The 17161-nt window shown below is 36.3% G+C and carries 17 protein-coding genes; 7 read left to right on the forward strand and 10 right to left on the reverse strand.

Annotation, left to right across the window (positions count from 1 at the left end):
* Positions 1–9 precede the first annotated feature (9 nt).
* The 4 genes from BW732_RS03760 to obgE all read right to left on the reverse strand — a co-directional run bounded on the left by BW732_RS03760 (position 10) and on the right by obgE (position 4031).
* Positions 10–957, reverse strand: coding sequence for a metal ABC transporter substrate-binding protein (locus BW732_RS03760; RefSeq protein ID WP_077275537.1), 948 nt, complete (start codon positions 955–957; stop codon positions 10–12).
* On the reverse strand, positions 941–1798 hold the full coding sequence (locus tag BW732_RS03765; RefSeq protein ID WP_077275538.1) for a metal ABC transporter permease: 858 nt from the start codon (positions 1796–1798) through the stop codon (positions 941–943). Before BW732_RS03765 ends, BW732_RS03760 begins: the two co-directional genes overlap by 17 nt.
* Complete coding sequence (locus tag BW732_RS03770; protein ID WP_077275539.1) at positions 1795–2541, reverse strand: metal ABC transporter ATP-binding protein; 747 nt, start codon at positions 2539–2541, stop codon at positions 1795–1797. Before BW732_RS03770 ends, BW732_RS03765 begins: the two co-directional genes overlap by 4 nt.
* Positions 2542–2714: 173 nt before the next feature.
* Positions 2715–4031, reverse strand: a complete 1317-nt coding sequence (obgE, locus tag BW732_RS03775) for a GTPase ObgE (RefSeq protein ID WP_077275540.1) — start codon at positions 4029–4031, stop codon at positions 2715–2717.
* 214 nt (positions 4032–4245) lie between these two features.
* Here obgE and BW732_RS03780 point away from each other — a divergent pair, with 214 nt between their 5' ends.
* Positions 4246–5010 (forward strand): peptidylprolyl isomerase, encoded by a 765-nt coding sequence (locus BW732_RS03780; protein WP_077275541.1) that lies wholly within the window; start codon positions 4246–4248, stop codon positions 5008–5010.
* Positions 5011–5076: 66 nt separating this feature from the next.
* Here BW732_RS03780 and BW732_RS03785 read toward each other — a convergent pair whose 3' ends face one another.
* The 3 genes from BW732_RS03785 to BW732_RS03795 form a co-directional block, all read right to left on the reverse strand.
* The gene (locus BW732_RS03785) at positions 5077–5931 is read right to left on the reverse strand and encodes a metallophosphoesterase (protein ID WP_077275542.1); all 855 of its coding nucleotides are present in this window, start codon (positions 5929–5931) and stop codon (positions 5077–5079) included.
* 46 nt (positions 5932–5977) lie between these two features.
* Positions 5978–6415 (reverse strand): GNAT family N-acetyltransferase, encoded by a 438-nt coding sequence (locus tag BW732_RS03790; protein ID WP_077275543.1) that lies wholly within the window; start codon positions 6413–6415, stop codon positions 5978–5980.
* Positions 6416–6592: 177 nt separating this feature from the next.
* On the reverse strand, positions 6593–7621 hold the full coding sequence (locus BW732_RS03795) for a branched-chain amino acid aminotransferase (RefSeq protein ID WP_077275544.1): 1029 nt from the start codon (positions 7619–7621) through the stop codon (positions 6593–6595).
* A gap of 228 nt (positions 7622–7849) precedes the next feature.
* On the opposite strand from BW732_RS03795, the gene BW732_RS03800 reads away from it, so the two are divergent.
* Genes BW732_RS03800 through fni form a run of 6 tightly spaced genes read left to right on the forward strand, consistent with a single transcriptional unit; the run spans position 7850 to position 13584 of the window.
* Positions 7850–8098 (forward strand): hypothetical protein, encoded by a 249-nt coding sequence (locus BW732_RS03800; RefSeq protein WP_077275545.1) that lies wholly within the window; start codon positions 7850–7852, stop codon positions 8096–8098.
* Positions 8091–9449, forward strand: coding sequence for a tripartite tricarboxylate transporter permease (locus BW732_RS03805; protein ID WP_077275546.1), 1359 nt, complete (start codon positions 8091–8093; stop codon positions 9447–9449). Before BW732_RS03800 ends, BW732_RS03805 begins: the two co-directional genes overlap by 8 nt.
* 16 nt (positions 9450–9465) lie before the next feature.
* Positions 9466–10419: a mevalonate kinase gene (mvk, locus tag BW732_RS03810; RefSeq protein ID WP_077275547.1), complete on the forward strand. Its 954-nt coding sequence runs from the start codon at positions 9466–9468 to the stop codon at positions 10417–10419.
* The gene (mvaD, locus tag BW732_RS03815; protein WP_077275548.1) at positions 10412–11410 is read left to right on the forward strand and encodes a diphosphomevalonate decarboxylase; all 999 of its coding nucleotides are present in this window, start codon (positions 10412–10414) and stop codon (positions 11408–11410) included. Before mvk ends, mvaD begins: the two co-directional genes overlap by 8 nt.
* Positions 11411–11424: 14 nt before the next feature.
* Positions 11425–12540 (forward strand): phosphomevalonate kinase, encoded by a 1116-nt coding sequence (locus BW732_RS03820; protein WP_077275549.1) that lies wholly within the window; start codon positions 11425–11427, stop codon positions 12538–12540.
* Complete coding sequence (fni, locus tag BW732_RS03825) at positions 12541–13584, forward strand: type 2 isopentenyl-diphosphate Delta-isomerase (RefSeq protein ID WP_077275550.1); 1044 nt, start codon at positions 12541–12543, stop codon at positions 13582–13584. It abuts the gene before it with no gap.
* A gap of 58 nt (positions 13585–13642) precedes the next feature.
* On the opposite strand, the gene BW732_RS03830 is transcribed toward fni, so the two are convergent.
* From BW732_RS03830 to BW732_RS03840, 3 genes are all read right to left on the reverse strand, one after another.
* Positions 13643–15505, reverse strand: coding sequence for an ABC transporter permease (locus BW732_RS03830; RefSeq protein ID WP_077275551.1), 1863 nt, complete (start codon positions 15503–15505; stop codon positions 13643–13645).
* Complete coding sequence (locus BW732_RS03835; RefSeq protein WP_077275552.1) at positions 15495–16244, reverse strand: ABC transporter ATP-binding protein; 750 nt, start codon at positions 16242–16244, stop codon at positions 15495–15497. Before BW732_RS03835 ends, BW732_RS03830 begins: the two co-directional genes overlap by 11 nt.
* 186 nt (positions 16245–16430) lie before the next feature.
* Positions 16431–17105: an N-acetylmannosamine-6-phosphate 2-epimerase gene (locus BW732_RS03840; protein ID WP_077275553.1), complete on the reverse strand. Its 675-nt coding sequence runs from the start codon at positions 17103–17105 to the stop codon at positions 16431–16433.
* Between the last annotated feature and the right edge of the window lie 56 nt (positions 17106–17161).

The following is a 17161-nucleotide window of genomic DNA, read 5'->3' on the forward strand; positions in this document are numbered from 1 at the left end:
TCTCAACTTTTAACGTTTTAAGCCTGCATGAATTTTTTCTAGATTCCAAGCCATCATACTGTAATAAGTATCTCCCGGCTGACCTGATTTGGCTAGTGAATCCGTTAAAACAGTTTCGTAAATCGGTAATTTTGTTTCTCGAGCAACAGTCTCCATACTTCGTGGATCAACACTCTGCTCAACAAAAAGTACTGGAACAGCTGTTTGACGTAATGTATCAATAATCAGACGCATTTGATCAGGCGTTCCTTGATCCTCTGTATTAATTTCCCAAATGTAGGCTGTGGGAATTTGGTAATCCTTTGCAAAGTATTTAAAAGCCCCTTCACTCGTGACTAATAATTTTTTGTCAGAGGGAATATCAGCAAATAATTGTTGGCTTTGATCATGTAAGGCCTGTAATTTTTCACTATAAACTTGAGCGTTTTTTTCATAATCTTCGCGATGTTCTGGGTCTTTTTCGACTAAAACTTCCTTAATGGCTGTCACATATAATATCCCATTAGCCAAACTCAACCAAGCATGTGGGTCAACTTGTGTTTCTTGACCGTCACTAGTTAGATATTGCGGATCAACTTCACGGCTAACGACGAAGTAATCCTTATCTTCTTTTTTCTTAGCCATTGTCATAAGTTTATTAAACCAACCATTACCACCTGTTTCTAAATTTAAACCATTATAAAAAATCACGTCAGCATCTGATGCTTTGGCAATATCATCCGGTAATGGTTCGTATTCATGAGGGTCAGTACCTCTAGGGACAAGACTGTGGACACTAACATGCTCTTTTCCTACTTCTTCAACTAAATTAGCTAAAATAGAATTTGTTGCAACGACTGTTAATTGTCCGCTCGTAGCATGGCTGGTATCTTTTTTGGTGCCACATGCACTAAGAGTCGCTAATGAACTGATAACTAAGAGAGTCAAAAATAGTAGTTGTTTAATGGACTTCTTCATTCGCTACCTCCTTCTCTTTAAAGACAAACCCTTGTTTTGGTGAAAAAATAAAAGCGAGTAAAAAGAAAAAGACGGTTGTTAAAACAATAGTAGCACCTGAAGCTAAATTATATGAATAACTAAACATTAGGCCAATAATGGCACTAATCGTTCCAATTAAACTCGCTAACACAATCATCCGTTTCAAATTATTTGTTAATAAAAAGGCCGTGGCTGCTGGTGTTACTAACATTGCTACCACTAACACGGTACCAACGGTCTGTAAAGATGTCACTGCAACTAGTGTTAGGAAAAACATTAACGCATAATGAATCACTTGCACTTTTAGCCCATACGCCTGTGCCATAACGGGATCAAATGAACTAACCAACAGTTCTTTATAAAACATAAGAACAAAAAGTAATACCGCCACAGAGACACCTAATGTCGTATACATATCACTTGGTCTAACGGCTAATACATTTCCAAATAAAATATGATACAAATCAGTAGAGCTTTCAGCAAAAGTAATCAAAATAATTCCCAAAGCAAAAAAGGAACTAAAAACAATTCCAATCGCGGCATCATTTTTCAATTGGCTTTTTTGAGTCACAAAGCCAATTAGACCAGCCGCCAATATTCCAAATAACGATGCCCCAATCATAAAATTTGTGCCTAACATGTAAGAAACGGCAACTCCCGGGAGGACAGCATGTGAAATCGCATCACCCATTAATGACATACCTCGAAGAATAATAAAACTACCAATTACGCCAGAAATTGCTCCGACCATCATTGATGTAAATAGAGCATTTCTTAAAAACTCATATTGTTGTAGTCCGTCGATAAAATTGTGAATCATACGTGTCCAACCCCCTTAATTTCAATATCGCCCATTGACTCTCCGTACGCTTGACGAATGTTTGTTGTTGTAAATACTTTATCTACTGTCCCAGCAGCAATTAATTGTTGATTAAGAATTATAAGCTGATCAAAATATTCCCGTGTTCGATGTAAATCGTGATGGACAATGATAATTGTTTTACCCTCATCTCTCAATTCCTTTAGTAAATCAACAATTAGTTTTTCACTAACCATGTCAATTCCGACAAAAGGTTCATCTAAAAGAATAATATCAGCTTTTTGTGCCAACGCTCGAGCGATAAAAACACGTTGTAGTTGCCCTCCGGATAATTGACCGATTTGACGTTTCGCAAAATCTTGCATTTTCACTTTTTCTAATGCTTCTTGAGCTGCTAGTTTTTCCAATCGTCCTGGTCGTTTAAACAAGCCTAATGTTGGGTAAGTTCCAAGTAATACTGTTTCAGCAACGTTAATTGGAAAAGTCAAATCAATTAAGCTACGTTGTTCAACATAGGCAATTTTTTCTTTATGTTGATGAATATCGCTTCCGTCAATTGTCACCTGACCACTTTCTCGCTTGATTAATCCCATAAATCCTTTCAAAAAGGTTGATTTTCCAGCACCATTTGGTCCAATAATTCCAGTAATCTGCCCTGGTACAATACTGACATTAACTGTATCTAACACTTTTTTATGCTGATAGGTAACTGTCAAATCCTTGATTATCATTTCGTGTGTCATTCGTAACCCTCCTTAAATCTAATATCTATTTTGGTTAATTAAATTTAATTTTTAGGTAAACCTAAAATATCCTAATAAAAGTATAGCAAATGATAATCATTTTCACAACAAAAAAGATAGAAACACCCCAAAATTAGAGATGTTTCTATCTTTAGATTATTTATTACGATTTTTTAATCGACAAATTCAAAGACAAAATCCTGAATACGAACTAAATCGCCATCTTTAGCACCCATTGCTCGTAACGTTTCATCAACACCAAGACCGCGTAACTGACGGGCAAATTTCATAATACTCTCTTCACGATCAAAATTCGTCATAATGAAGAGTTTTTCCAATTGGTCTCCAGATAAAACCCATGTCGCATCATCATCACGTGATACTTTGAAAGCTGGTTCATCTTCTTTAAATTCATAACGAACTACATCATCTTCTGTATCGTCTTCAATATAAATTGGAAACTCTGGTGTTTTCTCAAGTAAATCGACTGTTGCACTTAATAATGGTTCAATCCCCCGATTAGAAATACCAGATATTGGGAAAATTGGAATATCGTCTGCAAATTCATCTGCTTTTAATGCAGCAATCTTTTCTTTAAATTCTTTTAAATTTTCTTCTGCATCAGGCATGTCCATCTTATTAGCAACAATAATTTGAGGACGCTCAAGCAAACGTAAATCATACGATTCTAACTCATTATTGATTAACAAGTAATCTTCGTACGGATCACGGCCTTCCATACCACTCATATCAATCACATGTAAGATAACACGTGTCCGTTCAATATGGCGTAAAAATTGTGTCCCTAGTCCAATTCCTTGAGATGCACCCTCGATTAATCCAGGTAAATCAGCCATAACAAAACTACGACCATCCTTAGTTGTCACCATTCCTAAGTTAGGAACAAGTGTTGTAAAGTGATAGGCACCAATTTTAGGACGTGCTTTTGAGACAATCGATAATAGTGTTGATTTTCCAACAGATGGAAAACCGACTAATCCAACATCAGCTAAGACCTTTAATTCTAAGTCAATTTTACGCTCTTGTCCTGGCTCACCATTTTCTGAAATTTCTGGCGCAGGATTTCTTGGCGTCGCAAAACGACAATTACCACGACCGCCACGGCCACCTTGAGCAATTTTAAGCATCTGACCGTTTGAAATCAAATCACCTAAAATTTTTCCAGTTTCATGGTCTTTTACTGTTGTACCAGGTGGGACTTTAACATAAGTATCTTCAGCACCACGACCGTGCATACCTTTACTCATCCCATTTTCTCCTGGTTCAGCCTTGAAGTAACGGGTGTAGCGAAAATCCATTAAGGTTCGTAAGCCTTCATCAACAACTAAAATAATACTACCGCCACGGCCACCGTCACCACCAGCTGGTCCACCATCTGGGACATATTTCTCTCTTCTAAAAGCAACCATTCCGTCGCCACCTTTACCGGCTTGCACATCAATGGTTACCTGATCTAAAAACATGGACATATGCTGTCCTCCTTACTCTCAAAAAGTCTCTTTTCAATTCATTGTATCTTTTGCGAGGGCGTTTGTCTATTAATGTTGTAAAACCTTGCTAACAATTTCTGAAAAATGAAGATTCTTTAATAATTTTTAGAATCTTTTTTCTTTATGATTGGCTTTCTGTTTGTTTTTTGTTAGTATTGAACACAGATAAGCTGTTGTGAAAGGATGTCATTTAATGAAAAGAAAACAATTATTTCTAGGTGCTTGTACACTACTAACGGCAACGTTATTATTGAGCGCCTGTGGAACAACGAGTAAAAATGATAACGTTAAAAAAAATACTAGTTCAACAGAAAAAGTATCTGAATCAGTTGTAAAAGATGATGTTGATTTAAATACACTTGATTTACCGCAATTAAGTAAAGATGTCGCTGCGGACGAAGACTTAGTTGAAATGGAAACAAGTGAAGGAAACATTAAGATTAAGCTCTTTCCAAAGTTAGCACCTAAAGCCGTTGAAAATTTTATGACGCATGCAAAAGATGGTTATTATAACAATGTATCTTTCCATAGAGTCATTAAAGACTTCATGATTCAAAGTGGGGACCCTGATGGTACTGGTTCTGGTGGTGAAAGTATTTGGAAAGAAGAATTTGCACCGGAAATTTCTAATCAATTGTATCATGTTAATGGCGCGTTAGCTGTGGCACGTACTAGTGGTGACGTTTCTGAAAAAACACAAGGTAGTCAATTTTATATTGTTTCCAATCACGATGATCAATCAGATGGCTTATTAGCCTCTAAATACCCTGAAAAAATTATCGAGGCCTATAAAGATGGTGGGCAACCTAATTTGGATTTCCAATATTCAGTATTTGGACAAGTGATTGAAGGCCAGGATATTGTCGATAAGATTGCCGCAACTGAAACAAGTGCACAAGACAAACCGACAAAAGACATTACTATTAAAAAAATCGCCATTTTACAAGAAGCAAAATAGCAAAAAACCTTGAATGACTATTAAATAGTTGTTCAAGTTTTTTTATGTCCTCATAGCCTGATTTAATCAACTGTTCCATTCAATAATTTGCAAAGTTTGGCGCGTTTGAGCAACTAAATCAGTCTCTTTAAACCCATGCAGAGTCCAACTTCTCTGAATACCAACTGGTACACAATGGTATGTTACGTCATTAATCAGTTGATGGCCTAATCTACGATGTGTATGACCAAAATAAACATCTGTCACTAAGCCATTAAAATGCTCAATAGCAGTCCCGTATTTTTCTGATCCCATATATGCATTTTTAAAGGCTGTCTGATCGCTATCGACCGGCTTTAAAAATGCAGCATGTGGGACGAAATGCATACCAACCGCTATTGTTTTGATGCCTTTTCCTAGTAAGGAGTTAACTTGCGTCTCAAATGTTGTTAACTGTTGATTGACAATAAACTGATAATCATCACGCGTCAATTTACTACCATCGCTAAAATAACGTTCATTTGCATAGCGCAACACACGTTCTTGATTCATCTGACTAGGTGGCAGTCCAGACCAACTAAAATCAAAAAAACCATCAAATCCTACAAAGGCTTTGTCGTGAGTCACAATCGGGCTAACAGACAGATGACGTGAGTCTTGTGGATAGAGAAACTCATCTAAAGTATAATTTTGGCTTAAATCATGATTTCCTAAAACATAACGTAATTCACAATAACCGGTTAATTTTTTCGTTAAATGGTCTAATAGCCAATCAATTTGTTTTTTATCCCAAGAAATATCCCCAAGTAAAACCAAATAATTTAGCTGTTGAGTTAGCGCTAAATCTACTAAAAAATCTCCATAGTTGGCTAATTTCATTAGACTGTCTATCCCATTTACATTAATATGTTGGTCACTTAAAATCCCAATTCTCACTGTCACTGCCTGCCACGCCTTCCTCTCCTTTTAATCTTAACTAAGATGATACTTACCCATTCTTTTTCCAAGTCATTTGGTACTCTTTTTCCTTTGTAGCTTGATCAAGACACTCACCAGTTTTAACAAAGTCCTGTGTCAAATAAAAATGATAGGCTGCCTGATTCTTTTCATAGACAGACAAACTTAATATATCGCGCTCTTGTTTCACCTCATCAACTAGACGTTTACCTATTCCAGTTCCTCGGACTTCTTTATTAACGAAAAGACCTGCAACATAGGTGTCTACTAAACCTAAAAAACCTAAAATTTGATTTTGATGACTAAAAACGTATAAATCTGCGGTTGGTAATAATTCTTGAAATACCTGATAATTAGTCCGCCAATAAGTATCTGTAATAAATGCGTGTGCTTCTAAATTAGCTTGTAACCAGATTTGGCTTAGTTCCTCTAGCAAATCAGGGGTTAGTATTTGAATTTTTTTAATCATTAGTTCTTCTCCATTGGTTTTGTACTAGTTAAATTTCTCTGTACATTTTACTAGCATTTATTTTTAGTATATTTAGTGTATAATGTTTCATAATAACTGTCCAATAAGTTTAACTACATGATAGTATTACGTTAAAAAGTCTCTAAGTAACCACGTTACTTAGAGACTTTTTTGTATTTACTCAGTTAGACTAGAGACCTTAGTGATCCAACCATCAGGCGCAGTAACATCACCAAATTGAATTCCTGTTAATTCATCATATAAACGTTTGGTCACTGGACCAACTTCAGTTTCTGAATAAAAGACATGAAAATCATTCTTTAATTGGATTCCTCCAATTGGTGAAATTACCGCCGCCGTACCACATGCACCTGCTTCACTAAATTGATCCAATTCAGTTAAATAAACGTCACCTTCAATTGCTTCCATTCCTAGACGCTCTTTAGCAAGGTAAAGTAATGAATATTTCGTAATACTTGGAAGAATTGATGGCGAAATTGGCGTAATGAATTTATTATCTTTAGTAATACCAAAAAAGTTAGCAGCCCCAACTTCTTCAATCTTTGTATGTGTCGCTGGATCTAAATAAATACAGTCAGAAAATTGGCGCTCTTTAGCTTCCTTACCGGGTAACAAACTCGCAGCGTAATTCCCTCCAACTTTGACCGCACCAGTCCCAACTGGAGCTGCTCGATCATAATCAGAAATGATAAAGTTCGTTGGTTTTAGCCCACCTTTAAAATAAGCTCCTACAGGCATACAGAAAACCGTAAAAATATATTCTGGTGCTGGATTCACACCAATCGCATCACCAACGCCAATCAGTAACGGACGAATATATAAAGTCGCACCAGAACCATATGGTGGCACATAATCAGCATTATACTGAACAACTTTCGTTACAGCCTCGATGAACATCTCTTCAGGAACGACTGGCATCATAAGTCGTGTCGCACTATCCTGAAAACGACGAGCATTTTCAGATACTCGAAATAAATTAATACTATTATCAGCACAACGATACGCTTTTAAACCTTCAAAACATTGTTGTCCATAATGCAGAGCTGTGGAGCCTTCACTAATATGAAGTGTATTATCCTCAGTCATTTCTCCCTTTGTCCACTCGCCATTTTTCCAATGAGCCAAATAGCGATACGGTGTTTTAATATACGAAAATCCTAAATTATTCCAGTCAATATTTACCATGCACTCCAACCCTTTCTACAAATAAATTGATTAATTGACTTATTTTATCATACTATTTTAAAATATTCAGTCTTTATTTAACAATTTTTTAACCAAAATCTCATTTAAATTGAAAATACTATAAATTTTGCTTAAATCACTCTGAACAATATTTCTCTTTAAATAACAATTGAGTATGATGAAGATAAGATTTTTAATTCTATCATAATAATATTTGGAGGAGTTTTAATGAAAAAGGATTTATTAATCGCTATTTGGGGAGATGTTGTTGGGGTAAAAGATTTATTATTATCCATTGGCATTTCTGTCGTTTTTACTATGGGTGGTTATTTTTTAGCACCCATTGATAATCGCACCTTGCAATTATTTTTTGGCCTACTTGGTGCTGTGATTGGTTTTATTATTAGCACTCTATTAGTCAAACCAAAACGGTCAATCACAACCACTTCAGATACTGGAGGATCATTAGATGGATAGTGGGCTAATAATACAAATGATTATCGCTAGTTTAGCTGCTAGTGTGCTTTACTCTCTAATCGGCTTTATTCCTGGAACCGATGAAACAAGTGTCTTAATGCCAGTATCGCTAGCTTTAATTTTAGCTGGAATCCAACCAATCGTTGTGTTAGCTTTTTTCGTCTCAGCTTTTGTCACACTAGGGCTGATGAATTTAATGCCTGCCCTAATCGCTAATCTACCTGGTGGCGTATTGTCTACACCTATGATTGGTGCATCATTAATTGTCAAAAAACACGGACGAACCACAGTCATGATTAAAAAAGCGGCTGTTGGCAGTGCTCTGGGTGTCATTATTGCACTTATTAGTAGTTTGTTTATCGCTAAACTAATTTCACCATTTACTGCACAGATTAGTCAACATGCTAACTGGATTTTTATTGCCGGTGCGATTTTTTTATCTTTGATTAGCCAAGCAAAAATTTTATCATTGATTAGTATTATTCCTTTTGCGATTCTCTTTCAAGGCTTACGTTCATTGTATTGGCAAACTGGTGCTGTTCCTGCTGACAAAACCATTACAACCTCATTCTTTTTAGGTATTACTGTAGCACCACTCTTAGTCGGATTGCTATCATTACTCAATACAACGGAACGTAAAAAAATGGAAACAACCTCTTATAATCAAATGACTATTCCAATCAATCTAGACGACAAACGATCGCTTAATCCATTTAATACCTTAACTAAACGTGAGTTAGCGAGCTCTAGTTTGTCCGTTTTATTGGCTAATTTTATGTTTGTCTTGAGCCCAGTGGGGTTAATTGTCCTATTTGGAGAATCTATGTCTAAAAAAGAATCAAATGAGTTAAAACAAGCAGAATTAAAAATTACCGTTATGAGCGCCTTAGCCCAAGCAACTTATTTATCAGGCATTATGATTTCGATTATTGCTTTAGGCGTGCCAATTGCTCCTTCCGCCATTGGACCTGGTGCGGCCTTTTTTGAATCACCACCAGTTTTTAAAATCGGGCATACTATTACCGATATGTATCCCACATCAACACTAATGATTGCTTTTGTCATTGGAAGCTTACTTGCGATTTTATTTGTTTATTTGTTAGCAGCAACCTTTGCGGAACGCTTAACCTTATTTGTGCTCAAACATATTCCACATGAAGCCATGCTAGCTTTATTTATTTCTCTAGTGTTGCTACTTGCTTACATGGATGCTGGCTTAATTAATGTGTTTGGGGTTTTATTAATGAGTGTCTGTTGTGGTACACTTAATCGGTTGGGTGTCGGCTATGGGGTCCAATTTATGTCACTATATGCCGCACCATTCATCATGACATTATTAACAAAAGGTTAGAAGGAGTCGTTAGACTATGGGAACAAACAAAATAGGAAAAGGCTATGCCAATGGGAAGATTATTTTACTAGGTGAACATTCTGTTGTTTATCATCAACCTTCCATTGCTATTCCTTTTCCAGCCGCACAAATTAATGTGACAGTTACGCAACAAAATGAACCAACAACTATCCATTGTGACTTCTATCATGGTCTTCTTGATGAGATGCCTGAACTGTTAGAAAGTTTAAAAGCAACTATACAAACCTGTCTAGAACGTCTTGGTCAACCAGATGCTTGCTTAACAATTACCATTGAGAGTCAAATTCCGGCTGAACGCGGAATGGGTTCGAGTGCTGCAGTTGCTGTAGCAACAACACGCGCACTATACGACTTTTTTGATTATGACTTAAATCAGGCTGACCTCTTGGCTATTGTGGATATTTCCGAAAAAATTGCACATGGTAATCCTAGTGGCTTAGATGCTTTAATGACTAGTAGTTCAATTCCTTACTATTATATTAAAGGTCAACCATTTGAACCAATCAATTTAAAACTAACTGCCTATTTAGTCGTTGCTGATACTGGTATTACTGGTCAAACAAGAGAAGCTGTTCAAAGTATTGCAGCTAAATTAACCTCAGCAGATGGCGCGAATTATCAAGAAAAGATTAACACACTAGGTAAACTAGCGTCAGACGGGCGTAAAGCCTTAGAATCAAATAAACCTATTTTGTTAGGTAAATTAATGACAAAAGTTCATACTCTTTTAACTGAATTAGACGTCTCAAATGATGCTTTAAATCGACTTGTTACAACAGCCTTAAATGAAGGTGCTTTAGGAGCAAAACTAACTGGTGGCGGTCGTGGCGGATGTATGATAGCATTAGCTAGTAATCAATCTGATGCCTTAAATATTGCCGCTGCTTTAGAGGCAGCAGGCGCAAAAAATACCTGGCTATACCAAATGAATGGAGATACACATGAGTAAAGTAGGAATCACTCGAGCACATACAAATATTGCCTTAATTAAATACTGGGGAAAACGTAATAATGAGCTGTTTTTACCTATGAATAGTAGTCTATCACTAACACTGGATGCTTTTTATACAGAGACAAAGGTGACCCTTGATGACTCATTAGATCGTGATTATTTTATTCTTGATAATCAGGAACAAAGTTTAGAAGAAACCCAAAAAATTACGAAATTTTTAAATTTATTCCGGAAAGAGACACAATTGACGACATACGCACGTGTTGAGAGTCATAATCATGTTCCGACTGCTGCTGGTTTAGCCTCTTCGGCTTCAGCTTTTGCCGCTTTAGCTGGTGCAATGAACCAAGCAACTGGTCTCAACTTATCTCACCAAGAGTTATCTACCTATGCCCGACGTGGTAGCGGTAGTGCGACCCGTAGTATTTTTGGTGGTTTTGTTGAGTGGACGATGGGCTATGGTGATGATTCAGCATCAAGCTATGCAATACCTGTTGACCCTGCAGATTGGAATATTGGCATGCTTGTCATTGCTGTTAATAAACAAAAAAAGAAAGTGTCTAGTCGTATCGGTATGAAACGCACTGTCGAAACCTCACCTTTCTATCCCGCTTGGGTTGAAAGTGCCAAAACAGATTTAGTAGATTTAAAACAGGCAATTCACGCACGTGATTTTATCCGTTTAGGTGAAATTACTGAGTCGAACGGGATGAAAATGCATGGTACAATGCTTGGTGCCGTACCACCGATTTCTTACTGGGAACCAGATAGTGTGAAAGCCATCCAAAAAGTTAAAGATATTCGTGACATGGGTATTCCTTGTTATGTTACAATGGATGCTGGTCCAAACGTGAAGGTATTATGCCGTCAGTCTGACATGGCAACAATCCATAAATTATTATTAAACGATTTCAAAGCTGACCAATTAATTAGTTCAACTGTAGGTTCGGGTATAACCAACCTGACTGAAGCTGATTGGTTACGCTAAAGGAGGAAATAGAATTGATACAAGCAAGTGCTCCTGGAAAGCTCTATATTGCCGGTGAATATGCTGTACTAGAGCCTGGACATCCAGCCTTAATCGTAGCGCTCGATCAGTTTATTACGGTCACTTTAAAAGAAGCAAAAAAACAGGGAAGTATTTGTTCGAGCTATTCAAATGGAATTTCCATTCCTTGGACACGAAAAAACGGGAAATTCTGTATTGACGAGCGCGAAAATCCTTTTTCATATATCACAAAATCAGTTAGTATTGTCGAACAGTATTTACAAGAATTAAACTACGACTTAAAATACTTTGACTTAACCGTTGAAAGTGAACTAGATAATAAAGATGGCCGTAAATACGGTCTAGGCTCAAGTGGTGCCGTTACAATTGCGACTATTAAGGCCATGTTGACCTTTTATAATATCCAATATACTGCTGAATTGTTGTATAAATTAGCAGCCATAACGCATCTATCACTTAATAGCAATGGCTCTTTTGGTGATTTAGCTGCCAGTTCATACGAAGGTTGGGTTGCTTACTCATGTTTTAATCGTGAATGGGCACTTGACTATATGACACACAATAATTTTTCAATTAGTCAGATGGTCACTGAAAAATGGCCACAGTTAATGATTCAACAATTATCTGCTCCAAAAGATTTACGTTTATTAATTGGTTGGACTGGCTCCCCTGCCTCGACAACTTTTTTAGTTGATCAAATCAATGATGAACAAAATGACATGAACGGTTTTTACAAACAATTCTTAATCGATAGTCGTGCCTGCGTTAATCAGTTGATTCAGGCTTTTAAAGACGATAATATTCCGATGATTCAAGAATGCATTCGCTCGAATCGTGAGTTACTACAATCACTTGCAAAAATTAGTGGTGTCGACATTGAAACGCAAGCACTCACTGATTTATGTACCAGTGCTGAAAAAGCTAATGGTGCAGCCAAATCTTCTGGTGCTGGTGGCGGTGATTGTGGTATTGTCCTCTTTAATCAACAAGATGAAATTCTACCAATGATTAACGAATGGCGCCAACATGATATTGTTAATTTACCACTGCAAGTGTATCGTAATAAAAATACTAATCATCAACCAATTATTTGGGAGGAGGAAGCATAAATGACACAATGGAATCGTAAAGATCAACACGTCCATTTAGCTGAAATGCAGTATCAATCAGTGGGACAAGCTGGTTTTAACGATGTTCGTTTTGTGCATCAATCGTTCTCAGACATGGCAGTCAATGATGTGGACTTAACAACTCAGTTAGGTCCTTTTCATTTAACCGTTCCCTTTTTTATTAATGCCATGACTGGCGGAAGTGCTAAAACGAGTATCATTAATAAAAATTTGGCACTAATTGCCAAAGAAACCAACTTAGCAATGGCGGTTGGTTCTGTAAGCGCCGCACTAAAAGACGAAGCAGTTGCTGATAGCTTTAAAGTCGTACGTGAAGTGAATCCAGACGGCTTAATTTTTGCTAATTTAGGGGCACATCACGGTATTGACAATGCAAAACGTGCGGTTGACTTACTTCAAGCCGATGCCTTGCAAATTCATTTAAATATTCCTCAAGAAATTGTCATGCCAGAAGGTGATCGTGATTTTTCTAGCTGGCAACGAAATATTGAACAAATTGTCACTGAACTCGATGTCCCAGTGATTGTCAAGGAAGTCGGCTTTGGTATGTCACAAAAAACGATTAACCAACTAATTAATTTAGGCGTGACAATGATTGATATCAGTGGTCGGGGTGGCACTAACTTTATTCAAATTGAAAATGAACGTCGTGAGAATAAAGAATATAGCTATCTCTATGACTGGGGTCAGTCAACCACAGAATCGTTATTAGAAGCCTCACTTTTTGCTAACCAAGCTGCTTTTATCGCTTCTGGTGGGATTAAAAACCCACTTGATATTATTAAGTCTTTGCGTCTAGGAGCTTCTGCTGTTGGCTTGTCTGGTGAATTTTTACATCGCAGTCTATCACAAGGAAACGAGGCAACTATTCAAGTCATTAATGCTTGGAAGCAAGAATTAAAGGGTATCTTAACCCTTTTAGAAGTCAACCAATTACGTGAACTGAAAAAAACTGAAATTGTTCTGTCACCAAATTTAATGAACTGGTGCCAACAACGCAATATTCAAACAGGATTACTTTAACAAATAAAGACCACCAACAAATTGTCTGTTGGTGGTCTTTATTTGTATCTTTAGCTATCTAATTTTCAATTGAAGCGTATAATTTACGGAAATAAAACGTCCGTGCAATAAGATAGTAAATAATTTGAATCACAATAAAAGTCCCTAAGACAGCGAAAGCCGTTAATTGTAATGGTTGATCAAACAACGCATACATTGCTTTTAAAGCTATAATACCATGTAAGCAAGATACAATAATTGGTGTGAAAAAGAGAATGGCAATTTGTTGATAGACAACCTTTTTCATCTCTTTCTTACTAAAGCCAATTTTATGAACCATTAAAAATTTCTCTTTATCTAAATTCATGTCGCTGTATAAACGGAAATAAAGGAAACTTCCAGCTGAGATAAAGAAAACAATCCCAATAAATAATCCAATAAATAGAACGGGTGCAAATACATTAGTAATCATTTGTTCCATTGATGCTTTAACCATTACATTTGGGTTTTCGGTTTGTGTCGCACCTAATTTAACAAGTTTGTCATAATCTGAGCGACTCGCAGTCCAAATATAACCCTTTTGACTAGAGATATTTGTGTGTAATGATTCATAAGCTTGATTAGTTAAGACGACAACTGGACCAAATATTGGAACTACGTCTTTAGTTAAAATTTCTTTTTTAACTGGTATTTTCTCTTGATTATTGACTGGAAATTCTTTAATTAAATAATCTGGGGTCTTATCAAACATTGGATTATCTCTATTTGTCACAAGAACAGCTTGTTCCTTGTCGTCAATTTCTTTTTCACCAGCAGCAGTTGCTAACTGATTATAATCCGTTTGGCTTATGACATTAATTGTTACATCATCAAATGAATAGGATAGCGTCTGATAATCGATCTTTGTAGCATCAATTTGTTCTTTTTTTAGCTCTTGTTCTATTTGTTGAACTTGTTGACCGATATCTTTTTGTTCATCAGCACTAGTAGATAAAGTAATCGCATATGGTGTCTGGTTCACACTTTTGAGACTCATCTCTCTAAAACCAATCAGAGTTCCAATCGCTGAAAAAGCAACAGTTGAAATAACCGTAACTAAGAAAAATGATTTGGCATTATCCTTCATTCGAAAACTTAAATCTGAAAAAACCAGCATATTCGTTTTTTTCCAAAAAACCGATTCACGTTTTTGTAGACGATTGACTATTAATAATGTTAATTGATTAAATAAAAAACTTGTGCCTAAGATAACCATAAAAATCACCGGTAACATGGCCCCAACAACAGCGACACCTTTAACATATAATGCCACAGCGTAACCACCACCAATTAGGACAATAGCTAAGACTGACTTGAGCTTAGAAGGTTTTAAGCGGCCTTTTCCTAAATCTTGACTTTTTAGTAACGTTTGAATATCCATCTTAGGAATTTTTAACTGAATAAATACTGAAATCACCAAGAATAATATCATAAATGAAATAAAGGTGACTCCTATAGCTTTTAATGGAAAATAAAATGCAAAATCAATATGTAACGATACTCGACTAAGCCATAAAATGACTTGTGAAAAAATCAAACCAACTAAACTACCAAAAATTGTTGCGAAAAAACCAACAATCATATTTTCTTGAAATATCATTTTTCGTAACTGTTTAGGTGACATTCCTTGAATGAGTAGCAACCCAAATTCTTTCTTTCGTGATTGAAGAAAAATATCCACTGAATACCAAACAAATAGAAACGAAAAGAGATAAATAATAATGGCAGAAGCCAACATACCAGTTTTTACGGCTGAATGTAAATCACTCGTCAATTTAGGATGAAATGCAAAAACTGAAAAAGTAAAGAACGTCATAACAGTAGATAGAACACTAAAAAAATACGCTAAATATAAACTCTTATTCCGAACCGTATTACGGAAAACAAACTGATTAAATCTCATCTGCTACACCTTCAATTTCGCGGAGATTCATTAAAATATCGTCATAAAATTCACGTCGCTCACCTTGACGATAAATCGTATCAACCAATTCACCATCCTTAATAAAAATAATTTTTTGACAATAACTTGCTGCAAATGGATCATGGGTCACCATTAGAATACTTGATCCTTGCTCTTCATTTAATGATGACAACAATTCCATAACATCACGTGATGATTTAGTGTCTAAATTACCAGTTGGTTCGTCAGCTAACACTAATGTCGGTTGATGAATCATCGCTCGTGCAATGGCTACCCGTTGTGCTTGACCACCAGAAATCGTGCCAATACGCTTCTTCAATAAATCAGAAATTCCTAACTGTTGAGCTACAATAGTCAGTTTTTTCTTCATAACACTGACTTTTTCACCATCTAACGTTAGTGGTAAAATAATATTTTCTTCAACTGTTAATGTTGGCATTAAATTAAAATTTTGAAATACAAAACCTAATTCATTACGTCTAAACCTAGCTAGAGCTTCAGAATCTAGCTTTGCTGGCTCTTTTCCATCAATTTGAATGCTACCAGTTGTCGGCTTATCAATTGTTGCAATTAGATTTAACAACGTGGATTTCCCACTACCAGACGGCCCCATAATTCCAACAAATTCACCATCTTCAACTAGCAAATCAATTCCCTTTAACGCTTGATATTGAACACCCTCATCATAAACTTTTGTCACATTATTAATTTTTAACATTTATCTAAACATCCTTTCAAGCAAACTATTTCTCTAAAACTTAGTTTAGAGGAATCCTCGTCAAAATTCATGAGTCTTCAGAACTATATCATCTGTCATTAAATTCAGACTAAAGTCTGAATTTAATAACATTCGTTTGAAACTGTTAAAAAAGAGACAATCAATCTCTTAATTGTCTCTCATCATCTAATCAACTAATTTTGTTGCTTTTACGTAGGCTTCTGTAATAACTTGTGGGCGTGTAATAATGGAACCAACAACTGCTGCATGAGCTCCTAAACGTAACCCTTCTGTTACTTGCTCAGGTTTATTGGTATGACCTTCCATGATGACAGGAATTGTCACTGACTGACAAATTGCTGATAATAAATCAAAATCTGGTGTATCAGTATGGTGCGAATAAGGTGTATAACCTGCTAAAGTCGTCGATACCATATCACAACCTAAATGCTCCGCTTCAACTGCTTCTTCTAGTGTTGAAATATCTGCCATGACTAAACGGCCACCATCGTGAATTTGCTTAATCAAATCAGCTAAATGCTCACCGTTTGGACGTGGACGTTTTGTGGCATCTAGAGCGATGATTTCAGCAGAAGTGGTTAACAATTCAGTAACTTCTTTAGCGGTAGCTGTAATATAAATATCTGAATCTGCGTAATCACGTTTAATAATCCCGATGAGTGGTAAATCGACGATTTCTTTGATTGCTTGAATATCGGCTACCGAATTTGCCCGAATCCCCCGTGCACCTCCTTCTTTCGCTGCAAGAGCCATTCTAGACATAATAAACGAACTATGTAATGGCTCATCTTCTAACGCTTGACATGAGACAATTAATTGATTTTTTAATCTATCTAACATATTGCTTCCCCCCTAATATAAAAATCGTTCCTTAGTTAAAATAATAGCATATTATT

Source organism: Vagococcus penaei, assembly GCF_001998885.1.
Classification (GTDB): Bacteria; Bacillota; Bacilli; order Lactobacillales; family Vagococcaceae; genus Vagococcus; species Vagococcus penaei.

Excerpts from the sequence above, each read along its gene's own strand:
- BW732_RS03760 (WP_077275537.1), bottom strand. The coding sequence starts at position 957 with ATGAAGAAGTCCATTAAACAACTACTATTTTTGACTCTCTTAGTTATC.
- BW732_RS03765 (WP_077275538.1), bottom strand. The coding sequence starts at position 1,798 with ATGATTCACAATTTTATCGACGGACTACAACAATATGAGTTTTTAAGA.
- BW732_RS03770 (WP_077275539.1), bottom strand. The coding sequence starts at position 2,541 with ATGACACACGAAATGATAATCAAGGATTTGACAGTTACCTATCAGCAT.
- obgE (WP_077275540.1), bottom strand. The coding sequence starts at position 4,031 with ATGTCCATGTTTTTAGATCAGGTAACCATTGATGTGCAAGCCGGTAAA.
- BW732_RS03780 (WP_077275541.1), top strand. The coding sequence starts at position 4,246 with ATGAAAAGAAAACAATTATTTCTAGGTGCTTGTACACTACTAACGGCA.
- BW732_RS03790 (WP_077275543.1), bottom strand. The coding sequence starts at position 6,415 with ATGATTAAAAAAATTCAAATACTAACCCCTGATTTGCTAGAGGAACTA.
- BW732_RS03795 (WP_077275544.1), bottom strand. The coding sequence starts at position 7,621 with ATGGTAAATATTGACTGGAATAATTTAGGATTTTCGTATATTAAAACA.
- BW732_RS03800 (WP_077275545.1), top strand. The coding sequence starts at position 7,850 with ATGAAAAAGGATTTATTAATCGCTATTTGGGGAGATGTTGTTGGGGTA.
- BW732_RS03805 (WP_077275546.1), top strand. The coding sequence starts at position 8,091 with ATGGATAGTGGGCTAATAATACAAATGATTATCGCTAGTTTAGCTGCT.
- mvk (WP_077275547.1), top strand. The coding sequence starts at position 9,466 with ATGGGAACAAACAAAATAGGAAAAGGCTATGCCAATGGGAAGATTATT.
- mvaD (WP_077275548.1), top strand. The coding sequence starts at position 10,412 with ATGAGTAAAGTAGGAATCACTCGAGCACATACAAATATTGCCTTAATT.
- fni (WP_077275550.1), top strand. The coding sequence starts at position 12,541 with ATGACACAATGGAATCGTAAAGATCAACACGTCCATTTAGCTGAAATG.
- BW732_RS03830 (WP_077275551.1), bottom strand. The coding sequence starts at position 15,505 with ATGAGATTTAATCAGTTTGTTTTCCGTAATACGGTTCGGAATAAGAGT.
- BW732_RS03835 (WP_077275552.1), bottom strand. The coding sequence starts at position 16,244 with ATGTTAAAAATTAATAATGTGACAAAAGTTTATGATGAGGGTGTTCAA.
- BW732_RS03840 (WP_077275553.1), bottom strand. The coding sequence starts at position 17,105 with ATGTTAGATAGATTAAAAAATCAATTAATTGTCTCATGTCAAGCGTTA.